Here is a 19,824-nt window from a genome sequence, read left to right on the forward strand (position 1 = left end):
AACTAAAATCAAAACGAAACATCTGGGAGGAATGACCTTGAAGAAAACAATTGGTTTTATCGGCCTTGGAGTGATGGGAAAAAGCATGGCGTCACATATTCTCGATGACGGCCATCCTGTTTTGGTGTACACCCGGACAAAAGAAAAAGCAGACAGCATACTGCAAAAAGGCGCGGTATGGAAAGAAACGGTCAAAGATCTTTCAAAAGAAGCGGACGTTATCATTACAATGGTCGGCTATCCCAGTGATGTTGAAGAAGTGTATTTCGGAAGCAACGGAATTATTGAAAACGCAAAAGAAGGCGCATATCTCATTGATATGACGACATCTAAACCTTCACTTGCGAAGAAGATTGCTGAAGCGGCTAAAGAAAAATCATTGTTCGCTTTAGATGCCCCTGTTTCCGGCGGAGATATCGGCGCGCAAAACGGAACACTCGCAATTATGGTTGGAGGAGAAAAAGAAGCATTTGAAGCCTGCATGCCGATTTTCTCTTTAATGGGAGAAAACATTCAGTATCAAGGACCGGCTGGAAGCGGCCAGCATACCAAGATGTGTAATCAGATTGCAATCGCAGCTGGTATGATCGGTGTTGCTGAAGCGATGGCATATGCTCAAAAATCAGGCCTGCAGCCGGAAAATGTCCTGAAAAGCATCACAACGGGCGCAGCCGGAAGCTGGTCATTATCAAATCTTGCTCCCCGTATGCTGCAAGGCAACTTTGAACCAGGTTTTTATGTGAAACATTTTATTAAAGATATGGGAATTGCGCTAGAGGAAGCAGAATTAATGGGAGAAGAAATGCCAGGCTTGTCGCTTGCAAAATCCTTATATGACAAGCTCGCTGCACAAGGCGAAGAAAACAGCGGAACACAGAGTATATATAAGCTCTGGGTGAAATAAAAAAAGATTGCCTGTACGAAACAGGCAATCTTTTTTTTATTATTTTCCGATGAATTGCTGTGTCCAGATGCTTCCAGACTCAACGTAGCCTACACCGATGTGAGTAAAGTTAGGGTTTAGAATGTTTTTTCTGTGTCCTTCACTGTTCATCCAAGCTTTTACTACTTCTTCTGGTGTTTTTTGGCCTTTAGCAATGTTTTCACCTGCTGTTTTGTAGCTGATTCCGAAAGATTTCATCATGTCAAACGGTGAGCCGTAAGTTGGGCTTTGGTGATCAAAGTAGTTCTTGTCTTTCATATCCTGAGATTTTGCGCGTGCAGATTTGCTTAACGTTTCATCAATTTGAAGCGGTTTTAAGCCTTGTTTTTGTCTTTCTGCATTTGTAAGCTCAACAACTTTTTTCTCATATGCACTTACAGATGAAGGTACAGATGTTGTTGTGTTTGTTTTTTCAGCTGCAGGTGCTTTAGAAGCAGCGTTTTGTTCAGTAGCTGCAGCTGCTTTTTCTGTAGTTTTTTGCGCAGGTTTTGCAGTTTCTGTCTTTTGAACATCCTGAATGTTCATGTTAGATTGCTTCGCATGTTTTTTAAGAAGCTGCTTGATCTCTTTTTCGTTTGCAGCATTTAATGTTTTAATATTTGTGTTAATATGCAGCTTTTTCACTACATCGTTAAGAGACATGTTTTGTACTGTGTTCCCTGTTTTTACTGTTACCACATGCTGGCAGGAGAGTTCTTTCGCTGATGCTTGCTGTACGCCCCCGAATGTGAATAATCCAACCGCAGCGGCAGCAGATAAAATAAATGCTTTCTTCATTAGTTCATAACCTCCTAGAGTTGTTTGTTTCTACAAAAAAATCATAACATAGCTTTTTTGTCATAAAGTATCCATCACTTTCCTTTGACAAAGAGAGATTGTCATTTTCGTAACCAATATGCGCTAAACCGCTGAGGTGAAGGGAATCAGCTGTATTTCATGATATTATCGTACAGTTACATAGCTTCCTTTTATTTGAATCGTTAGTTATATTTTAATGTGTTTTTATATTGACAGCTTTTTTTATCCTTTTTTGCTGTAACAACTGTTACAAAGGTGTTACAATTAATCTCAGTATATGTAAATATATTGAATGATTTGAGAGGGGTAACCAGAAGTGACTGAAATAGGACGTGAACCAAAGAAAAAAAGCAAAGGAAACAGGGCAATCAGAATGAACCTTTTTTTCCTTGCTGTCTTTGTTCTCTTCACTGCATTAATCTTTAAGCTTGGCGTTGTTCAAATTGTTGAAGGTGAACAGCATGAAGAAAACGCGGAGAAAGCAAATGCAAAAACAGCGTACTATCCGGCGCCTCGAGGGAAGATGTACGACAGAAACCAGAAAGTGGCTGTCGATAACCAGAGCGTGCCTGAAATTGTGTATGTTTCAACATCGAGCACAAAAACAGAAGACAAAATCAAAACAGCGAAGCGGCTTGCTGCTTTAATTCATATTGATACCGAATTTTTGAAGGAAAGAGATTTGCGTGATTACTGGCTCGCATCTCATCCGAAAAAAGCCGCCGCTCTGCTCAAGGAATCTGAAAGCAATTTGAAAGGGGCCCAGGCTTACAAGCTTCAAATTGAGCGTGTACCGGATCAAGAATTGAAGGCGATTCAGCGAGATGACGAAGAAATGGAAATCGCTGCGATTTATACAAGGTTTTCAAGCGGAAATGCTTACGAACCTCAAATCGTAAAAGCGATGAATCCAAATGAAAGCAACAGCAATGGAAAAAACGGAACATTGCTTGATGAGAAGAAAAGCTCCACGCAACGACCAAAAAATGATTTAACATATGATGAAATTTCAATTGTTTCTGAGCATTTAGAAGAGCTTCCGGGAATCGACATCGTAAACGATTGGACACGAAAATATCCTTATGACAAAACCCTCTATTCCGTTTTCGGCGGCGTCACGACACCTGATCAAGGCCTGCTGAGCGACCGGAAAGATTTCTACTTAACAAGAGGCTATGCGAATAATGACAGAGTGGGGAAAAGTTATATAGAGTATCAATATGAAGACTATTTAAATTCCCAAAAGGAAAAAGTGCAATACGTAGAAGACAATAAAGGGAATGTCGTCAGCCAAAAAACCATTGATAAAGGCAGCAGGGGATACGATCTTCAGCTTTCTTTTGACATGGAGCTCCAGGCAGAAGTGGAAAAGATCATTGAAGAAGAAGTGAGAAACAGCCGTGCACGCGGAAACTATATGCTTGACAGAGCCTTTGTCGTGATGATGGACCCGAATAACGGCGATATTTTGTCCATGGCAGGAAAAAAGATAGATTTAGAAACAAACAAAATTCAAGATTATGCGATAGGGGCATTTACAACCCAATATGAAATGGGTTCAGCAGTAAAGGGTGCCACAGTGCTTGCCGGTTATCAGGACGGAATTCCGCACTATAAATATTTTCTCGATGCTCCAATGTATTTAGGAACAAATCTCATAAAAAAATCTTATACCAATATGGGAACGATCAATGAATTAACCGCTCTGCAAAAAAGTTCTAACGTATATATGTTTAATGTTGCCATGCATATTGCGGGTGTAACATACAAGCCGCATGGGTCTCTTCCGGCTGATCAGAAGGATTTACTGAAAATGAGAAACTATTACAGCCAGTTTGGCCTAGGGGTAAAGACAGGTATTGACCTGCCTCAGGAATCAGCTGGTATGCAAACCACACCTGAAACTGTAGGGGGATTAATTTTAGACTTGGCAATCGGTCAATACGATACATACACACCGCTTCAAATGGCCCAGTACATCTCAGTAATCGCCAATGGAGGCTATCGTGTGCAGCCTAGAATCGTCACAAGTATTCATAAGCCAGGAAAAAAAGACCAGCTTGGTAAGGCGATTGAACATAGAAAACCTAAAGTGCTAAATAAGATCAACAATTCAGAGAGTGATTTGAAGCAAGTGCAAACAGGTATGAAATTAGTCACTTCTTCAGGGACAGCTAAAAATACGTTTACAGAAGACGTATCAGGAAAAACGGGAACAGCGGAAACATTTTACTACGGCACGAATCGTAATTGGTGGGGGAAAAGCACATACAACCTTACTTTTGTCGGTTATTACCCGTCGAAAAATTCAAAAGTGGCTTTTAGTGTTGTTGTTCCATCAGTAGATGATGATGATAAGATCAATAAAATTATTGCCAAAAGAGCTATACACGCTTACGCAGAGCTCGAAAAGAAACACAGTAAAAAATAAAAAAACAGGGTGCACAACTGAAAGGTTGTGTGCCCTTTCTTTTATTCAAAAATTGACGTTCACCATAAGAATAGAAGGAGAATACTCATTTTCTAGCGAATCATACTAGGTAAAAGTCAATCTGTATATGTCGAAATACGATGATCATGCAAAGGAGGGATTCTGTGGAACAGGATACGCAGCATGTTAAACCATTTCAAACAAAAACCGATATTCATGCAGTCTTGGCCTCTAATGGACGCATCATTTATATATCTGCCAACTCTAAACTGCATTTAGGCTATCTCCAAGGAGAGATGATCGGATCATTCCTCAAAACGTTTTTGCATGAGGAAGACCAATTTTTAGTTGAAAGCTATTTTTATAATGAACATCATCTGATGCCATGCACCTTTCGTTTTATTAAAAAAGATCATACGATTGTGTGGGTGGAGGCTGCGGTAGAAATCGTTACGACAAGAGCTGAGCGGACAGAACGGGAAATCATTTTGAAAATGAAGGTTCTTGAAGAAGAAACAGGCCATCAATCCCTAAACTTCGAAAAACATGAAATCGAGCCTGCAAGCCCGGAATCGACTACATATATAACGGATGATTATGAACGGTTAGTTGAAAATCTTCCGAGTCCGCTATGCATCAGTGTCAAAGGCAAGATCGTCTATGTAAACAGTGCGATGCTTTCAATGCTGGGAGCGAAAAGCAAGGATGCTATTATTGGCAAATGGTCCTATGAATTTATTGAAGAAGAATATCATGATATCGTGAAAAACAGGATTATACGAATGCAAAAAGGAATGGAAGTTGGAATGATTGAACAGACGTGGAAAAGGCTTGATGGCACACCTGTTCATTTAGAAGTGAAAGCGTCCCCGACCGTCTACAAAAAACAGCAGGCTGAGCTGCTGCTGCTGATCGATATCTCTTCAAGGAAAAAATTCCAAACCATCCTGCAAAAAAGCCGTGAACGATATCAGCTGCTGATTCAAAATTCAATCGATACCATTGCGGTGATTCATAATGGAAAATGGGTGTTTATGAATGAGTCGGGAATATCCCTGTTTGAAGCGGCTACCTATGAAGATTTAATTGGCAAAAACATATTTGATCAGCTGCATCCTTGCGATCATGAGGATGTAAAAGAAAGAATCCAAAACATCGCCGAGCAAAAAACACAATCAGAAATTGTCAAGCAATCATGGTTCACCTTCCAGAACAGGGTCATCTATACGGAGATGGTCTGCATTCCGACGACCTTTTTTGGAGAAGCTGCTGTCCAAGTCATTCTTCGGGACATTTCTGAGAGAAAACAAACAGAAGAATTGATGCTGAAATCGGAAAAATTATCAATCGCAGGGCAGCTCGCGGCGGGAATCGCTCATGAAATTCGCAACCCGCTGACGGCGATCAAAGGATTTTTGCAGCTGATGAAACCGACGATGGAAGGAAATGAACATTACTTTGATATTGTCTTTTCTGAACTCAGCCGTATCGAACTAATACTCAGTGAACTGCTTATGCTGGCGAAACCCCAGCAAAATGCCGTTAAAGAATATTTGAACTTGAAAAAATTAATTGGTGAGGTCTCGGCCCTGTTAGAAACACAGGCAAATTTAAATGGTATTTTTATCAGAACAAGCTATGAAAATGACAGCATTTATATAAACGGGGATCAAAACCAATTAAAGCAGGTATTCATTAATTTAATTAAAAATGCAGTTGAATCAATGCCTGACGGGGGAACAGTAGACATTATCATAACTGAGGATGAGCATTCTGTTCATGTCACTGTCAAAGATGAAGGGGAAGGCATACCTGAAAAGGTGCTGAACCGGATTGGAGAACCATTTTTAACGACAAAAGAAAAAGGCACGGGGCTTGGACTGATGGTGACATTTAATATTATCGAAAATCATCAGGGAGTCATCCATGTTGATAGCCAGCCGGAAAAAGGCACAGCATTTAAAATTTCATTTCCAAAAAAATAAAACAACGGCTTAAACGCCGTTGTTTATCGTCTGCATTGATTCCCGTTTTTTTAATACAAATAATTCTAAGCGGTCCAGGCCTTCTCTTAGCGTATCCAGCGAGTATGCGAAAGACAGCCTCACATATCCCTCACCATACTTTGAGAATGAGCTGCCCGGCACGAGTGCCACACCTGAATCTTCCAAAAGAGCCATACTAAAATCAAAAGAAGACATTCCAAATGATTTAATAGATGGGAAGATATAAAACGCGCCAGACGGTTTCACGACGTCAAGTCCCATGGAAACAAGACGGTCATACACATAGTCCAGACGTTTTTTGTATTGTTCCCTCATAATTAGGGCGTCGTCAAAGCCGTTTGTCACAGCTTCAAGGGCGGCTTTTTGAGAAATGGATGACGCACACGACACATTGTATTGATGAACCTTTAAAATGTGCTTTGCTATGTCTTTCGGTGCGAATAAAAATCCAATTCTCCAACCGGTCATGCTGTGTGATTTTGACAAGCCGTTAATGACAATTGTTTGATCTCGCAAATGGGTTGCGATGGAGTAATGGGGTCTGTCATATGTTAATTCACTGTATATTTCATCAGACAATACGAAGACATTTCTGCCTTTTAAAAGGGCAGCGATGCTTTTCAGTTCTTCTTCAGATAAAGTCACGCCGGTAGGATTTGACGGATAAGGAAGCACGACACACTTAGTGTTAGGAGTCAGAGCATCTTCAATCAGCCGGGCAGTAAGCTTAAAGCCATGTGACGTAGTATCAACAATGACAGGCTTGGCGCCGCACAAATTGATAATAGGTTCATAGCCTGGATAAATCGGGCCTGGCATAATCACCTCATCACCGGGAGATAAAATCGTCCGGAATGCAGCATCAATGGCTTGGCTTGCACCTGTTGTGATGATGATTTCAGATTCAGCATCATAGTTAAAATCCGCTTTTTTCTTCATATAAAGCTGCACAGCTTGTCTCAGCTCCAGGTAGCCGGCGTTCGGAGTATATGACGTCACGTTTTCATCAATGGCTTTTTTTGCGGCAGCTTTCACGTGATGCGGCGTGAAAAAGTCAGGCTGGCCGATTGTAAGTGAAATTACGTCTTCGTGTTGAGCTACAAGATTTGAGAATTTGCGTATTCCTGAAATTTCAATCTCTCTTGCTTTCGGATTCAGCAAATGTTCCATAATTCATCACCTTAACAAATATAATGAGTTTATCCTATTTTACCACTAGCTGATCATTTGTCACCTTTTTAGCCGATATATTTCGATTGTATGCGCCTTTTTTCTAAACATACCTTTCTTTTCAGAAAAAAAGAAGACAACCAGCGATTTGATTGTCTTTATTGTATCATGTTCTATTATTGTTTATATGTGCCAATATCATTAATAACCATAATCAAAATGAAGGTCTTCGTGCCAAATCATATACGATGGATGCTCTTCTTGAAGGTCAGCTGATTCTTTCTTCATATGCAGGTAAGTCTCTTCACTGATATCTTCTAAAACAGTCATTTCATTTTCTTTAAATATTACTAAGGTACCCATTATTTACACCCTTCTTTGGAAAAATCCTTGACTATTTTATCACTGTTAGTTGGAAAGTCAATGGTTATTAGGAAAAAAGTTTCTTTTTTAAAGAACCGCGGCTTGACGCTCCCAGAATCGATTTTGAAGAGCCATGCCATTCACTTTTTACAATTTACGCCGATATATACAGTACAATACTGAATGCGAATAGCGAGGGATTGAAGTGTCGTTACAACAATACGAAATTTTATTGGATTCTGGTACAAATGAATTAGAAATTGTGAAGTATGGCGTAGGCGATAATGCTTTCGGAATTAACGTCATGAAGGTAAGGGAAATTATTCAGCCAGTCGAGGTGACATCAGTGCCTCACTCCCATCAGCATGTAGAAGGAATGATTAAGCTCAGAGGAGAAATTCTCCCTGTGATCAGCCTCTTCTCATTTTTTGGAGTTGAGCCTGAGGGATCAAAAGACGAGAAATATATCGTGACTGAATTTAATAAACGGAAAATTGTTTTCCATGTCGGCTCTGTTTCTCAAATTCACAGAGTATCCTGGGAAGCAATTGAAAAGCCCACATCATTAAATCAAGGAATGGAGCGGCACCTTACAGGGATTATTAAGCTCGAAGACCTGATGATCTTTTTGCCTGACTATGAAAAAATTATTTATGACATCGAATCAGACTCAGGTGTGGATACGTACAATATGCATACCGAGGGTTTCGATGAAAGAAGAGCTGATAAAAAGCTTATCATTGTAGAGGACTCACCGCTCTTGATGCGCCTCTTGCAGGATGAGTTAAAAGAAGCAGGGTACAACAATGTTTCTTCGTTTGAAAACGGAAAAGAGGCATATGACTACATTATGAACCTTGCTGAAAATGAAACTGATTTATCAGAACAGATTGATATGATTATCACTGATATTGAAATGCCAAAAATGGACGGACACAGGCTCACAAAGCTGCTGAAGGAAAACCCGAAAAGCTCAGACGTACCGGTTATGATTTTCTCATCGTTAATTACAGATGATTTGCGTCACCGCGGAGAAGTCGTTGGCGCAGATGAGCAAATCAGCAAGCCTGAGATCAGTGACTTGATTAAAAAAGTGGATACGTATGTCATCGAATAAATAAAAACAGCCGATGCCTGAGTGGCACGGCTGTTTTTATTTTAAAAGTAACTCTCGCCAAGCTTTTTAAAAACAGGTTTATGATAAGCTGGCTGCTGGCGATTTGGCACAAGCGGTTTTTCTTTCATGCCGACATATTCTTGCAACAGGTATTTCGCTTTTGTTAAAGACATTTGAGCTTTAGGATTTCGGTACGATTGATTAAGTGTACCTAAATGCGGAAGATGTTCGAAGTCTTCTTTAGTTGGAGGCATGTGAAAATAGTAGTCTCCGATTGAAATAAGCACGTCCGATTGCTGTTGGCTAAACCTTGGATTTTTTGAAAAATGAAGCCCTATTTTCTTTCCTTTACCTTCTTTGACAAGCTTTTGCAAAGCCCGTTTTTTCAGCAGGTATAGGTATTTAGGGTTGGGGGCGGTTTTTGCATGGCGGTTCACAGTGTAAACTGCTTTTGAAAGATTTTCTACGGTTGGCTGCAGATCTTTCGTATATGCATGGTCGTCCATTATTTCTCTCCTTTGCTCTTATCAAATTCTATATGATTAGATTATACTTTTTTAAAGTTGAAATGCAAATATTGAATGTGAAAATGCGCTTTTTTCTGAGAAAAAAAGCGCATTTTTAACGTATATTATACAGATCTTGCTTTCTTTTTCGGCTGCTCTTGAAATGCTTCCTGAACATTCACTTCCACAGCCTGTGCACTGTATTTTGGCAGTGCAACAAAATAAAAAATAAAAACAAGCAGGATGATAACGCCCATGCCGTAATAAAGATAATCTATGTTTGAAACGAACTTAGGGAATAATAGCGCAACTAAGCCGAGTGTTAAAGACTGTGCAAACATCATAAAAGGGTCCTGCAAGCCGCTTACACGTCCCATCAGCTTTGGATGAACAATCTTTGGCATCCATCCTCCGATTGCAATGTTGATCGGTCCAATGCACATTCCCAGGGCAAAAGCTGCCGCGTAGTACACCCATAAAACATTCGTATAGCCGAGAACGAAAATCAGCAAGCCTGCAATGAAAATCGGTATCGACATTAAAAAATGCGGCTTCACTTTTTTAGAGATGATCGTGCCGATTACACTTCCCGCCAGCAGCCCAAACCCGAGTGCGATTGTAAATACAGACGTATGCCACTCATAACGGTCAGGCGCCAATCCGTATTTCATTGTAAACATTGGCAATACGGCGAATCCTCCGTTGACAAATCCGAAAATGAAGAAACCGAATATAAGAGATGCAAGCAGTTTGTTTTTAAAAATATAGAGAATACCTTCCCTAAAATCATTTATTGAATCTTTAACAGAAGTTTTTCTCCAGCTGAATGCGCCGTTTGGCTGCCGGGCTTCTTTCGGAATCCGGCAGCTGCGGATCAGCAGCCCGGAAATGATAAAGCTGACAAAATCAAGAATAATGGCGCCTTCAATACCGATGGTGTTGTACATAACAGCGCCAATTCCGACTCCGAACACCATGAAAATACTAAAAAGCATCTGGTTAAGCCCTGCCGCTTTCGCATAATGCTCCTTCGGCAGGATGGCTTGTACCAAACTGTTTTCTGCCGGAAAGAAAAACTTCGTGACAGCGCTTCTGACAAATAAAATACAGAAAACAAGAGGAATATTGCCGGTAAATAAAGTGAAAAAAAGAACGACAGTCAGGCCGGCTCTGATCCAATCACAGTTTTCCGCTACCTTTTTTCTGTCAAACCGGTCCGCGACAACTCCTACGATCAAAAATACAAATACGGTCGGGAGAGAATACATCAGCTCCGCCAAGGTCGTATATGAAGGCTGGCTGCTGAAGCGGTCCAGCAAGAAAAAAGCAAAGGCCATGTTGCCTACTGTCGTGCCCATTTGAGAAGCGAGTGCTGCGAAAAATAGGCGAACAAAATTACGATTTTTAAATATATCCATAAAAACGCTCCTTACCCTAAAGGTCCCACTTTATCATATTATAAACCGCCTGTTTTTGAAACAAATAAGAAAACATTACCGGTTAATAGTGACTCTTGTTCCGTTTGGCACAATTGAAGCGAGTTCGATTACGTCTTTGTTATGCATGCGAATGCAGCCTTTAGAAACAGCCTTACCAATCGAAGAGGGATTATTCGTCCCGTGTATTCCGTAGTGCTGCTTTGAAAGGCTCAGCCAATAAGCGCCAAATGGGCCGCCGGGATTGCGCTGGCGGTTAATAATATAAAACTCGCCAGTGGGCGTTTGCGTCAGTATTTTACCAACGGCGATGGGGTAGGTTTTCATTACCCGATTATTTTGGAACAGCGTAAGGGTCTTCGCTCCGATTGAGACTGCGATATGATACGGAATCGTATTAGGGTCCGGCAGGCCGGGTATGACTATGGACTGTCCTGCTGTGAGCCCTGCCTGCAGTGACGGATTAGCCTGGAGTAACGCAGCGGTGCTGATTCTGAAATCAGCCGCGATGCTGTTCAGTGTATCACCTTGCTTCACCTGGTACGTAAGCAGTTTCCTCATCCTCCTTTTTTACTTATAAGTATTGATAAGGAGCCCATCCTGCTACATTAATTTGTGCTTTTTAAGGTAAAGACAGTGATTTCAGGCTTGGCTAGAAACCGCAAAGGCAGTCTGGTCATCCCGAGGCCGCGGTTTACATAAATATGAGTGCTGCCTGTTTGATACATTCCTTCTATGTAGACTTTTCCATATGGAGGCGTAATGATCGGTCCGTAAAAAGGCAGCTGAATCTGGCCGCCGTGTGTATGGCCGGAAAGCTGAAGATTCACCGGATATCCTATTGTTTTTAAGGCTGCATCAGGTTCATGGACGAGCAGAATGGAAAAAAGTCTGTCGCTTAGCCTTGATAGGATGCCTTCATAATCTGGGTTTCCGAGCATTAAGTCATCAAGCGATGCAATCTCGATTTCACTGCCATCTGCAAGCGACAATGTTTGATAACCATTGCGGTATACCGTAAAACCGCCGGCCGTCATCAGGCTTTTGTAAACAGCAGTTCCATAGCCTCCGTGATCATGATTGCCGTAAATACAAAGCTTGCCGAAGGGAGCATGTAGTTTTCTCAATAATGGAATAACTGCCTGGTGTTGCTGGTACGTATTAGGATTATCGATGATATCCCCTGTAAAAACTATGAGATCAGGTTTAGATTCATTAATTGTTAGGATGACAGTTTTTAAATCTTCAAGAGTAAAATAATCACTCAAGTGTGTATCACTGAACTGCACGATTTTAAAACCGTCAAATCCGTGCGGGATGAGAGAGCTTTTTATTGTGTGTTCGGTTGTCTCGATCATATGCGGCTCCAGATATCTGGCATAGCCGTATCCTCCGCCAGCTGTTAAAGCCCCGGCAGCAAGAGTGCCGAACATTCCTTTCAGAAATTGCCTTCTGGACATCTTTTTCATTTCAAACCAACCTTTAATAGAGTTTTTCTATTATAGCATCTGTATCTTGAAAAAATCTCATATCAGCATGTACTGACAGAGCAGGCATATAATGATAGAATAATATTGAATGAATACTCATTCATAACGGGAGGGAGAAACATGGAAAAAAAAGCGGTTATTATTACCGGCGGGTCAAGCGGCATGGGAAAAGCAATGGCAAAAAAACAGGCTGAATTAGGCTGGCACGTCATGGTGACAGGACGGAACCAGGAAGCACTTGAGGAAACGAAAAGAGAAATTGAGACCTTTGAGGGGCAGGTCACTTGTTTTCAAATGGATGTCCGTTCTGATTCCGCTGCTTCAGACATGATTACAGAAGGGATAAGAGCCTTTGGCCGGCTTGATGCGCTGATCAATAATGCGGCCGGAAATTTTATTTGCCCGGCAGAAAAGCTGACGCCCAATGGATGGAAAGCCGTTATTGAGATTGTTTTAAACGGCACATTTTTTTGCAGCCAAGCTGCGGCAAGGTATTGGATCGAGCAGCAGAAGAAGGGCGTCATTTTAAATATGGCCGCCACTTATGCTTGGGGAGCGGGAGCGGGGGTCGTTCATTCTGCTGCAGCCAAAGCAGGGGTATTGTCACTGACAAGAACCCTGGCCGTGGAGTGGGGGAGCCAATACGGAATTCGCACAAACGCGATTGCACCCGGTCCGATTGAACGAACAGGCGGTGCGGAGAAGCTATTTGAATCAGAAAAAGCGATGGCTCGCACGCTAAACAGTGTGCCGCTCGGCCGGCTCGGCACGCCGGAGGAAATCGCCGCCTTGGCCGCGTTTATGCTTTCTGATGAAACTTCCTATATGAATGGAGAATGTGTCACTCTGGATGGGGGGCAATGGCTGAATCCTTATCCGTTTTAAAGCATATTAAACTTTGGATTCAATGTGGTATAATCAGACAAAGATAGAGAAGCAGGTGATAACATGTTGGATCCACTTGATATTTTAACGAACATTGATGATGTCCTCCCATATTACCAGGCGATTTTCAGTGCCGAGGAGCAGAAAATCGTCGGGTATGAGGTGCTGGGGCGTATAATGGCAGATTCGGAAATTCAAAGTCTCGGACCCTTCTTTTTAGATGGGGGAATACCCGAAGAATATAAATTAGAGGTGGATAACAGAATTATCCGCCAGGCTCTAGACCGTTTTTTAGAGGCCGATTCTGATCTGCTGGTTTTTATGAATCAGGATGCCAATCTGCTGATGCTTGATCACGGCGAAAGCTTTCTGGAGCTTCTGAAAGAATATGAAGCGAAAGGAATTGAACTTCATCGTTTCGTGCTTGAAATTACGGAGCACAATTTTGAAGGGGATATTGAGCAGCTTTACCATATGCTTGCCTACTATCGTACATACGGAATTAAAATTGCAGTTGATAATATCGGAAAAGAAAGCAGCAACCTGGACAGAATTGCATTACTTTCGCCAGATCTGTTAAAAATCGATTTGCAGGCGCTGAAAGTATCACAGCCGTCACCGTCATATGAGCATGTGCTATATAGCATATCTTTACTAGCGAGAAAAATCGGTGCTGCGCTGCTGTATGAAGACATTGAGGCGAACTTCCAGCTTCAGTACGCTTGGAGAAACGGAGGCCGCTATTTTCAGGGCTATTACTTGTTGTCTCCGTCTGAAACGTTTCTAGAGAGAGATGTATTGAAACAAAGACTTAAAACTGAATTTCACCAATTTATCACACATGAGAAAAAGAAGCTTGAAACCGTCTATGAACACTCTGAACAGTTTTACAGACGGGTTCATCAAGCGGTGACATCTTTGAGAAAAAACAACCTGTCTTCTGATGATGACTTTATTAAAAAGCTGGCGGAAGAGCTGACCGATTGCAGCTTTAGAATTTACATGTGTGATGGAGAAGGCGATCAGCTGACGGGAAATGTGTTTAAACAAGATGGAGAATGGATTTACCAGCCGGAATACGCGGAAAAGAATTGGAGCTGGCGTCCTTATTTCCTAGAGAACATTATGAGAATGAGAAATCTCAGAAAAGGGTTTTTCAGTGATCTGTACAGTGATTTGGAAACAGGTGAAATGATCAGAACGTTTTCGTATCCGATGGATGATCAGATGTATTTATTTATAGACTTGCCTTATTCTTATTTATATGAGCAGGATGGATTGATTTAAGCGGCTGAAAGGCCGTTTTTTTATGAATTGAAAAAAATATCAAAAAACGATTGACATCGATACTGAGAATCATTATCATTTAATTATAGAGAGAAGCTACTCTCTGTTCCCCAACCCCTCTATCAGATCAAGATCCGAAAAAGCTTGGCGCTACCCCCGCCAAGTTTTTTTATTTGCCAAAGCATAAGACAATCAATAAAACAATAAACCTAACTAGGGGAAAACGTTGAACACCGGGAGGAACAAAATGTTCTTTCAGCGCCCGAACACCCGTACCAATGCTGCACGGCCGTGCAAGAGATATTAGACGGCAAATGCGGCGAGATGTTCACTCTGAATCATTACATATTGCAAAATTTCAAAAGAAGATTTTGATGAAATTGCAAAAAAAGCTTTCTTGACTCTGCGGGCATACCAAAAAAAATCATAATTGTGTGCATGACATTCAAAAAAAGCCTCAAACTAATAAAAAATAGTTTTTTCACTTTTTTTCTTTTCTTAAATTCAGCAGTGAAAATGCCATCCTGTCCGACTTTATGGTATGATGCTCAATAGAACTTGTATTATAATAAATACTTGTTGATTTGAAGTTGCTTTTTGAAAGGAGTCTTTTTTTAGAATGTCACAATTAATGGGTATCATCACACGGCTGCAAAGTCTGCAAGAAACAGCGGAAGCGGCTAACGAGCCAATGCAGCGTTATTTCGAAGTAAATGGTGAGAAAATATGCAGTGTTAAATATTTCGAAAAAAATCAAACGTTTGAATTGACGGTTTTCCAAAAAGGTGAAAAACCTAACACATATCCGTTTGATAATATCGACATGGTTTCCATCGAAATCTTTGAACTTCTTCAGTAAGATTCCTGAAATAGTGGGAACAAGCTTCCGCTTTTGCAAAAGTAATCGAAATAAACGGTAAGGAACATACTTGTTTCATGGTTGTAAATTTTGAAAAGGAGTGTCGCTATGGCTGATTCTTTTCTGTTTTATAATCTTTCAGAAGCACAGATGACCTTTCAAGATGTGATGGAACGGCTTAAAGCCTTTGTTCGAAAGGACCCCCGTTCTTCTTATGTGTTATCGATCGGAACCGATTCACAAGTGTACCGCGATTACACAAAGTTTATTACCGCATTGCATTTGCATCGTACAGGCAAGGGAGCTTGGGGCTGCTTGAAAAATCATACAGTCGACAGACCCATACATAGCCTTCGGGAGAAGATTTCGTTAGAAACGGCGTACAGCCAAGAAACGGCCGCTCATATTCTTGATGGGCACTTAATGGATATTACCGATCTGCTCCTGCCCTTTACCGGTGAGGGGGCGGATCTTACCTTTGAGGTTCACTTGGATATTGGGAAAAAAGGGCTTACAAAAGAACTGATTCAAGAAATGACAGGACGTATCACTTCCATGGGGATTGAGGCAAAAATAAAACCGGATTCATACACTGCCTTCAGCTATGCAAATCGTTTCACAAAATAATTCCGGCTGAAATGCCAAGGGAAATGTCGAATTATGCGGTTGACGTTTGTTTTCTGATTACTTATTCTAGCGGTAGAGCTGAAAGTAAGTTGTCTTGCTTTCAGAGGTATTCAGTATAAAACAGGGGGCCTGATTGCGAATGAGTCTTATCGGTGAACGATTTACAGAAGAAGAACAAAAACTTCTGCTGAATATCCTGATCAACCATGAGTATGCCATCGAGCTATTAAGCAGTGAGATCAACGATATAGAGACAGGAACCAAAAACGTTGACGGAACCACCTACAAAAAACTTGTAACGCTATACGACCGATTTCGATTTGAAAATTAATGGAGCACCCTATAATTGATACTCGCTCAAAGAGTATCTTTTTTATTGAAACGAAACTTTTCGACAAATACTGATAAAGTTTATATTATTGTAATATAGGGAATGTATTGTTGAGGAAAATGAAAAGGGGTCGAAAACATGATAAGCTTACAATCAGACCAGCTTCTTGAGGCAACAGTCGGACAATTTATGATTGAGGCGGACAAAGTAGCGCACGTTCAAGTCGGCAACAACCTTGAGCACGCATTATTAGTGCTGACAAAAACCGGATACACAGCCATCCCGGTTCTTGATCCTTCCTATCGTTTACATGGTTTAATCGGTACAAATATGATCATGAACAGCATTTTTGGGCTTGAGCGAATCGAGTTTGAAAAGCTTGACCAGATTACTGTCGAGGAAGTCATGCTGACTGATATTCCGCGCCTCCATATAAATGATCCGATTATGAAGGGGTTCGGCATGGTCATTAATAACGGATTTGTCTGTGTTGAAAATGATGAGCAGGTGTTTGAAGGAATTTTTACGAGAAGAGTGGTTTTAAAGGAATTGAATAAGCATATACGCTCATTGAACAAGTAGGCTTCACGGCCTATTTTTATTATATCCCCAGATCAAGAAAGAAAGCGCATACATAATTTAAACCAGAATAGGGCTTGAATCAGAAACAAAGATTTGATTAGAATGGGAGATAAGAAAAACTTATTGATCATGAAAAGGAGGACGACATGCAGCTTCAAGAGCTTCATATGCTCGTAGTTTTAGCTGAGGAATTAAATATGAGAAAGGCGGCGGAACGGCTTTTTGTATCTCAGCCGGCTTTATCTCAGCGCTTACAAACAATTGAAAAGGCGTGGGGCACAAAAATCTTTTTAAGATCCCAAAAAGGGTTAACGGTAACGCCGGCCGGTGAGAAAATCATTCAGTTTGCGAATGATGTGACGTTAGAGCAGGAAAGAATAAGAGAAAATATTGATGAGCTTGAAGGTGAAATTCACGGCACACTGAAGCTTGCCGTCGCCTCCATAATCGGCCAGCATTGGCTTCCTAAAGTCTTAAAGACGTATGTGGAAAAGTATCCGAATGCAAAGGTCTCACTCATTACGGGCTGGAGCAGCGAAATGCTGAAAAGCTTATACGAGGATCAGGTTCATATTGGCATTATTAGGGGCAACCCAGAGTGGAAGGGCCGTAAAGATTACTTAATGACAGATCACCTGTATTTAGTGGACACTGAAATTTCCTGCATCGAAGATATTGCCCATACAGAACGGCCTTTTATCCAATTTAAAAGCGACAGCACTTATTTTCAGGAAATTCAGCACTGGTGGCATCAAAAATTTAAAACGTCGCCAAAACAGACGATATTGGTTGATCAAATTGAAACGTGCAAACAGATGGCGCTGCATGGAATCGGTTATGCCATTTTGCCGTCTGTTACCCTTCAAAACGAAGATAAAGTCAATAAAATGCCTCTGTTAGACATGAAAGAGCATCCGATCGGACGGGATACATGGCTATTAGGCTATGAACCTGCCTTTGAGCTGAAGCAAGTTCAAGCTTTTGTTCAAGTGATAAAGGATATGCTGGATCAAGAAAATCCATTTTAAAGACAGCGATGTGCTGTCTTTTTTTATTTACACATTGACAATGAAAATCATTATCAGTTAAAGTGATACATATGATATTGAAAATCATTATCAATTGATGAGGTGATAACATGGCTAAAGCCTTGATTACATATGCGAGCATGTCAGGAAATACAGAAGACATTGCCGTAATTATAAAAGAAACGCTTCAGGAATATGAGTTGGATATCGATTGTGTCGAGATAGATGATGCGGATGTGTCTGCTTTGACATCCTATGATTATGTGCTGATTGGCACCTATACATGGGGCGACGGTGATTTGCCTTACGAAGCGGAAGATTTTTTTGAAGAGGTCAAACAGCTTCAGCTTAATGGCTTAAAAACAGCCTGCTTCGGATCTGGAGATTATTCTTATCCGAAGTTTTGTGAAGCGGTCAATTTGTTCAGTGTCATGTTGCAAGAGGCGGGAGCTGCCGTTTACCAGGAAACATTGAAAATCGAACTAGCGCCTGAAACAGATGAAGATGTGGAAAGCTGCCGAGCGTTTGCAAGAGATTTTCTTGCATGGGCAGATTATATGAACAAGGAAAAAATCCATGTTTCATAAAGGAGCGACTGCTGTCACGGCATCGGCATTTCCTGGTTATTTTGTGGCGGTACAAAGAGAAGGCATTTTTCATTATTCTTTGGAGCAGGGCTGGAGAAAGCTTTTTCGTTTGAAAAGCAAAATTCATTGCATCAGTTACATAGGGTCTTACTTATTTGGCGTCGGTGAAAAGGGAACGATCATTCGCTCGTCTGACGAAGGGAAAACCTGGACGATGTCGAGCTTTCCGACAAATGCAACAGTGTGGGCGATTACCGGCCGAAATGATGGATTTGTCTGTGCCCATGGCAAGCATTGCATTTATGTATCGGATGATTTTGGTGTTTCATGGCGCGTAGCCAAACCTTTTGCGGAACTTGATAACCCCCCTGTAATCCGTTCGTTGTGCCTGCACGGCGGCAGTCTTTTCATCGGCACGCAAATACACGAATATTTTGGGGGCATTTGGGCTTACGATTTTAAACGTGATACTGTCCAAATGGTAAAGAAAGAAGAAAACCGGATGACGGCATCCATGCTTGTGTTCAATGAAAATTGGTTAGTGGCGGCGACGGGGTCTGTGAAAGGAAAGCACGGTGCTGTCACTGTACGGAATATTTTGACTGATGAAGAATTCACCATACAATCCAGCATGATCAGAAAAGAAGAATCATTTCTTGATATTTCAGAGGATGATGGAATTATATATGTCACAACGACGCAAGATGAAAATGGTTATTCGAGAATTTACCAGGCTGATCTCGAAGCCCGAGCGTTAAAATGGTTCGATACCATTAAGGGGCATGGGTGGAGAGTGGCTAATCAGAAAGAGAATTTCTTTTGTGCAGGCTTGTATGAATGTAAATTTGTCCAGCCGTACGAAGTTTCAGCAATGATTCATTAGAGGAGGAATAAGGAATTGGGGAAGATTTTGCTCGTTTATGCAACAATGTCAGGCAACACTGAAGCGATGGCAGATTTGATTGAGAAGGGGCTTCAGGAGGCGGAAGTGGAAGCGGACCGTTTTGAAGCGATAGATATTGATAATGCACAGTTGTTTAACGATTATGATCATATTATTATGGGAACCTATACGTGGGGAGACGGAGATCTGCCTGATGAATTTTTAGACCTTGCTGAAGATATGGATGAGATTGATTTTTCCGGCAAAACATGCGCCGTATTCGGGTCCGGTGATACAGCATATGAATTTTTCTGTGGAGCAGTTGATACGCTCGAAGCAAAAATAAAAGAACGCGGAGGCGAAATTGTGCTGCCTTCGGTAAAAATCGAAAATAATCCAGAAGGTGAAGAAGAGGAAGAATTAATGGAGTTCGGGAGACAATTCGCAAAGAAAAGCGGAATCGCTGTCTGACTCACCCACTGGGAACTGCTAAAG

21 protein-coding genes are annotated in these 19,824 nt (G+C 41.2%); 14 read left to right on the plus strand and 7 right to left on the minus strand.

Annotated elements, in window-relative coordinates:
* The first annotated feature begins 37 nt into the window (after positions 1 to 37).
* Positions 38 to 904 (plus strand): NAD(P)-dependent oxidoreductase, encoded by an 867-nt coding sequence (locus RAC86_RS19255; protein ID WP_072566199.1) that lies wholly within the window; start codon positions 38 to 40, stop codon positions 902 to 904.
* A 39-nt stretch (positions 905 to 943) separates the two neighbouring features.
* Here RAC86_RS19255 and RAC86_RS19260 read toward each other — a convergent pair whose 3' ends face one another.
* Positions 944 to 1,720 (minus strand): CAP domain-containing protein, encoded by a 777-nt coding sequence (locus tag RAC86_RS19260; protein WP_072566200.1) that lies wholly within the window; start codon positions 1,718 to 1,720, stop codon positions 944 to 946.
* Positions 1,721 to 2,057: 337 nt separating this feature from the next.
* On the opposite strand from RAC86_RS19260, the gene RAC86_RS19265 reads away from it, so the two are divergent.
* The gene (locus RAC86_RS19265; RefSeq protein ID WP_152024362.1) at positions 2,058 to 4,172 is read left to right on the plus strand and encodes a peptidoglycan D,D-transpeptidase FtsI family protein; all 2,115 of its coding nucleotides are present in this window, start codon (positions 2,058 to 2,060) and stop codon (positions 4,170 to 4,172) included.
* A gap of 164 nt (positions 4,173 to 4,336) precedes the next feature.
* Positions 4,337 to 6,157 (plus strand): sporulation histidine kinase KinA, encoded by a 1,821-nt coding sequence (gene kinA / locus RAC86_RS19270; RefSeq protein WP_061187370.1) that lies wholly within the window; start codon positions 4,337 to 4,339, stop codon positions 6,155 to 6,157.
* A 9-nt stretch (positions 6,158 to 6,166) separates the two neighbouring features.
* Here kinA and RAC86_RS19275 read toward each other — a convergent pair whose 3' ends face one another.
* Positions 6,167 to 7,348: an aminotransferase A gene (locus RAC86_RS19275; RefSeq protein ID WP_003218653.1), complete on the minus strand. Its 1,182-nt coding sequence runs from the start codon at positions 7,346 to 7,348 to the stop codon at positions 6,167 to 6,169.
* A 201-nt stretch (positions 7,349 to 7,549) separates the two neighbouring features.
* A complete protein-coding gene (locus tag RAC86_RS19280) occupies positions 7,550 to 7,711 on the minus strand; it encodes a hypothetical protein (protein WP_003218655.1) in 162 nt (53 codons plus the stop codon).
* Positions 7,712 to 7,916: 205 nt separating this feature from the next.
* On the opposite strand from RAC86_RS19280, the gene cheV reads away from it, so the two are divergent.
* Positions 7,917 to 8,828, plus strand: coding sequence for a chemotaxis protein CheV (gene cheV, locus RAC86_RS19285; RefSeq protein ID WP_014113613.1), 912 nt, complete (start codon positions 7,917 to 7,919; stop codon positions 8,826 to 8,828).
* Positions 8,829 to 8,869: 41 nt separating this feature from the next.
* Here cheV and RAC86_RS19290 read toward each other — a convergent pair whose 3' ends face one another.
* The 4 genes from RAC86_RS19290 to RAC86_RS19305 form a co-directional block, all read right to left on the minus strand.
* Entirely contained in the window at positions 8,870 to 9,334 is a 465-nt protein-coding gene (locus RAC86_RS19290) for a YkyB family protein (RefSeq protein ID WP_072566201.1), read from the minus strand.
* A 125-nt stretch (positions 9,335 to 9,459) separates the two neighbouring features.
* Positions 9,460 to 10,752 carry an MFS transporter gene (locus RAC86_RS19295; protein WP_072566202.1) on the minus strand — a complete coding sequence of 431 codons (1,293 nt, stop codon included), beginning with the start codon at positions 10,750 to 10,752 and terminating at the stop codon, positions 9,460 to 9,462.
* Between the two features lie 75 nt (positions 10,753 to 10,827).
* Positions 10,828 to 11,322: a L,D-transpeptidase family protein gene (locus RAC86_RS19300; RefSeq protein WP_072182876.1), complete on the minus strand. Its 495-nt coding sequence runs from the start codon at positions 11,320 to 11,322 to the stop codon at positions 10,828 to 10,830.
* Positions 11,323 to 11,378: 56 nt separating this feature from the next.
* Complete coding sequence (locus RAC86_RS19305) at positions 11,379 to 12,239, minus strand: metallophosphoesterase (protein WP_072566203.1); 861 nt, start codon at positions 12,237 to 12,239, stop codon at positions 11,379 to 11,381.
* A gap of 141 nt (positions 12,240 to 12,380) precedes the next feature.
* Between RAC86_RS19305 and fadH the strand changes: the two genes are divergently transcribed.
* From fadH to RAC86_RS19355, 10 genes are all read left to right on the plus strand, one after another.
* Entirely contained in the window at positions 12,381 to 13,145 is a 765-nt protein-coding gene (fadH, locus tag RAC86_RS19310) for a 2,4-dienoyl-CoA reductase (protein WP_072182874.1), read from the plus strand.
* Positions 13,146 to 13,208: 63 nt separating this feature from the next.
* Positions 13,209 to 14,432 carry an EAL domain-containing protein gene (locus tag RAC86_RS19315; RefSeq protein ID WP_072566204.1) on the plus strand — a complete coding sequence of 408 codons (1,224 nt, stop codon included), beginning with the start codon at positions 13,209 to 13,211 and terminating at the stop codon, positions 14,430 to 14,432.
* A gap of 619 nt (positions 14,433 to 15,051) precedes the next feature.
* Positions 15,052 to 15,291, plus strand: a complete 240-nt coding sequence (locus RAC86_RS19320; RefSeq protein ID WP_003218671.1) for a YkuJ family protein — start codon at positions 15,052 to 15,054, stop codon at positions 15,289 to 15,291.
* A 108-nt stretch (positions 15,292 to 15,399) separates the two neighbouring features.
* Positions 15,400 to 15,918 (plus strand): ribonuclease H-like YkuK family protein, encoded by a 519-nt coding sequence (locus RAC86_RS19325; RefSeq protein WP_003218672.1) that lies wholly within the window; start codon positions 15,400 to 15,402, stop codon positions 15,916 to 15,918.
* A gap of 133 nt (positions 15,919 to 16,051) precedes the next feature.
* Positions 16,052 to 16,249, plus strand: coding sequence for an AbrB antirepressor AbbA (gene abbA / locus RAC86_RS19330; RefSeq protein WP_010886502.1), 198 nt, complete (start codon positions 16,052 to 16,054; stop codon positions 16,247 to 16,249).
* A gap of 138 nt (positions 16,250 to 16,387) precedes the next feature.
* The gene (gene cbpB, locus RAC86_RS19335) at positions 16,388 to 16,831 is read left to right on the plus strand and encodes a cyclic-di-AMP-binding protein CbpB (protein ID WP_003218674.1); all 444 of its coding nucleotides are present in this window, start codon (positions 16,388 to 16,390) and stop codon (positions 16,829 to 16,831) included.
* Positions 16,832 to 16,977: 146 nt separating this feature from the next.
* The gene (gene ccpC / locus RAC86_RS19340; protein ID WP_014113620.1) at positions 16,978 to 17,859 is read left to right on the plus strand and encodes a transcriptional regulator CcpC; all 882 of its coding nucleotides are present in this window, start codon (positions 16,978 to 16,980) and stop codon (positions 17,857 to 17,859) included.
* Between the two features lie 110 nt (positions 17,860 to 17,969).
* Complete coding sequence (locus tag RAC86_RS19345) at positions 17,970 to 18,446, plus strand: flavodoxin (RefSeq protein WP_014113621.1); 477 nt, start codon at positions 17,970 to 17,972, stop codon at positions 18,444 to 18,446.
* Entirely contained in the window at positions 18,436 to 19,329 is an 894-nt protein-coding gene (locus tag RAC86_RS19350) for a hypothetical protein (RefSeq protein ID WP_072566205.1), read from the plus strand. Before RAC86_RS19345 ends, RAC86_RS19350 begins: the two co-directional genes overlap by 11 nt.
* A gap of 15 nt (positions 19,330 to 19,344) precedes the next feature.
* Positions 19,345 to 19,800, plus strand: coding sequence for a flavodoxin (locus RAC86_RS19355; protein ID WP_014113623.1), 456 nt, complete (start codon positions 19,345 to 19,347; stop codon positions 19,798 to 19,800).
* Positions 19,801 to 19,824: the final 24 nt, after the last annotated feature.

The organism is Bacillus sp. LR_5 (assembly GCF_042709275.1).

Excerpts from the sequence above, each read along its gene's own strand:
- RAC86_RS19345 (WP_014113621.1), top strand. The coding sequence starts at position 17,970 with ATGGCTAAAGCCTTGATTACATATGCGAGCATGTCAGGAAATACAGAA.
- RAC86_RS19350 (WP_072566205.1), top strand. The coding sequence starts at position 18,436 with ATGTTTCATAAAGGAGCGACTGCTGTCACGGCATCGGCATTTCCTGGT.
- RAC86_RS19290 (WP_072566201.1), bottom strand. The coding sequence starts at position 9,334 with ATGGACGACCATGCATATACGAAAGATCTGCAGCCAACCGTAGAAAAT.
- RAC86_RS19325 (WP_003218672.1), top strand. The coding sequence starts at position 15,400 with ATGGCTGATTCTTTTCTGTTTTATAATCTTTCAGAAGCACAGATGACC.
- fadH (WP_072182874.1), top strand. The coding sequence starts at position 12,381 with ATGGAAAAAAAAGCGGTTATTATTACCGGCGGGTCAAGCGGCATGGGA.
- RAC86_RS19320 (WP_003218671.1), top strand. The coding sequence starts at position 15,052 with ATGTCACAATTAATGGGTATCATCACACGGCTGCAAAGTCTGCAAGAA.
- RAC86_RS19275 (WP_003218653.1), bottom strand. The coding sequence starts at position 7,348 with ATGGAACATTTGCTGAATCCGAAAGCAAGAGAGATTGAAATTTCAGGA.
- RAC86_RS19280 (WP_003218655.1), bottom strand. The coding sequence starts at position 7,711 with ATGGGTACCTTAGTAATATTTAAAGAAAATGAAATGACTGTTTTAGAA.
- RAC86_RS19295 (WP_072566202.1), bottom strand. The coding sequence starts at position 10,752 with ATGGATATATTTAAAAATCGTAATTTTGTTCGCCTATTTTTCGCAGCA.
- RAC86_RS19315 (WP_072566204.1), top strand. The coding sequence starts at position 13,209 with ATGTTGGATCCACTTGATATTTTAACGAACATTGATGATGTCCTCCCA.
- RAC86_RS19260 (WP_072566200.1), bottom strand. The coding sequence starts at position 1,720 with ATGAAGAAAGCATTTATTTTATCTGCTGCCGCTGCGGTTGGATTATTC.
- RAC86_RS19305 (WP_072566203.1), bottom strand. The coding sequence starts at position 12,239 with ATGAAAAAGATGTCCAGAAGGCAATTTCTGAAAGGAATGTTCGGCACT.
- cbpB (WP_003218674.1), top strand. The coding sequence starts at position 16,388 with ATGATAAGCTTACAATCAGACCAGCTTCTTGAGGCAACAGTCGGACAA.
- ccpC (WP_014113620.1), top strand. The coding sequence starts at position 16,978 with ATGCAGCTTCAAGAGCTTCATATGCTCGTAGTTTTAGCTGAGGAATTA.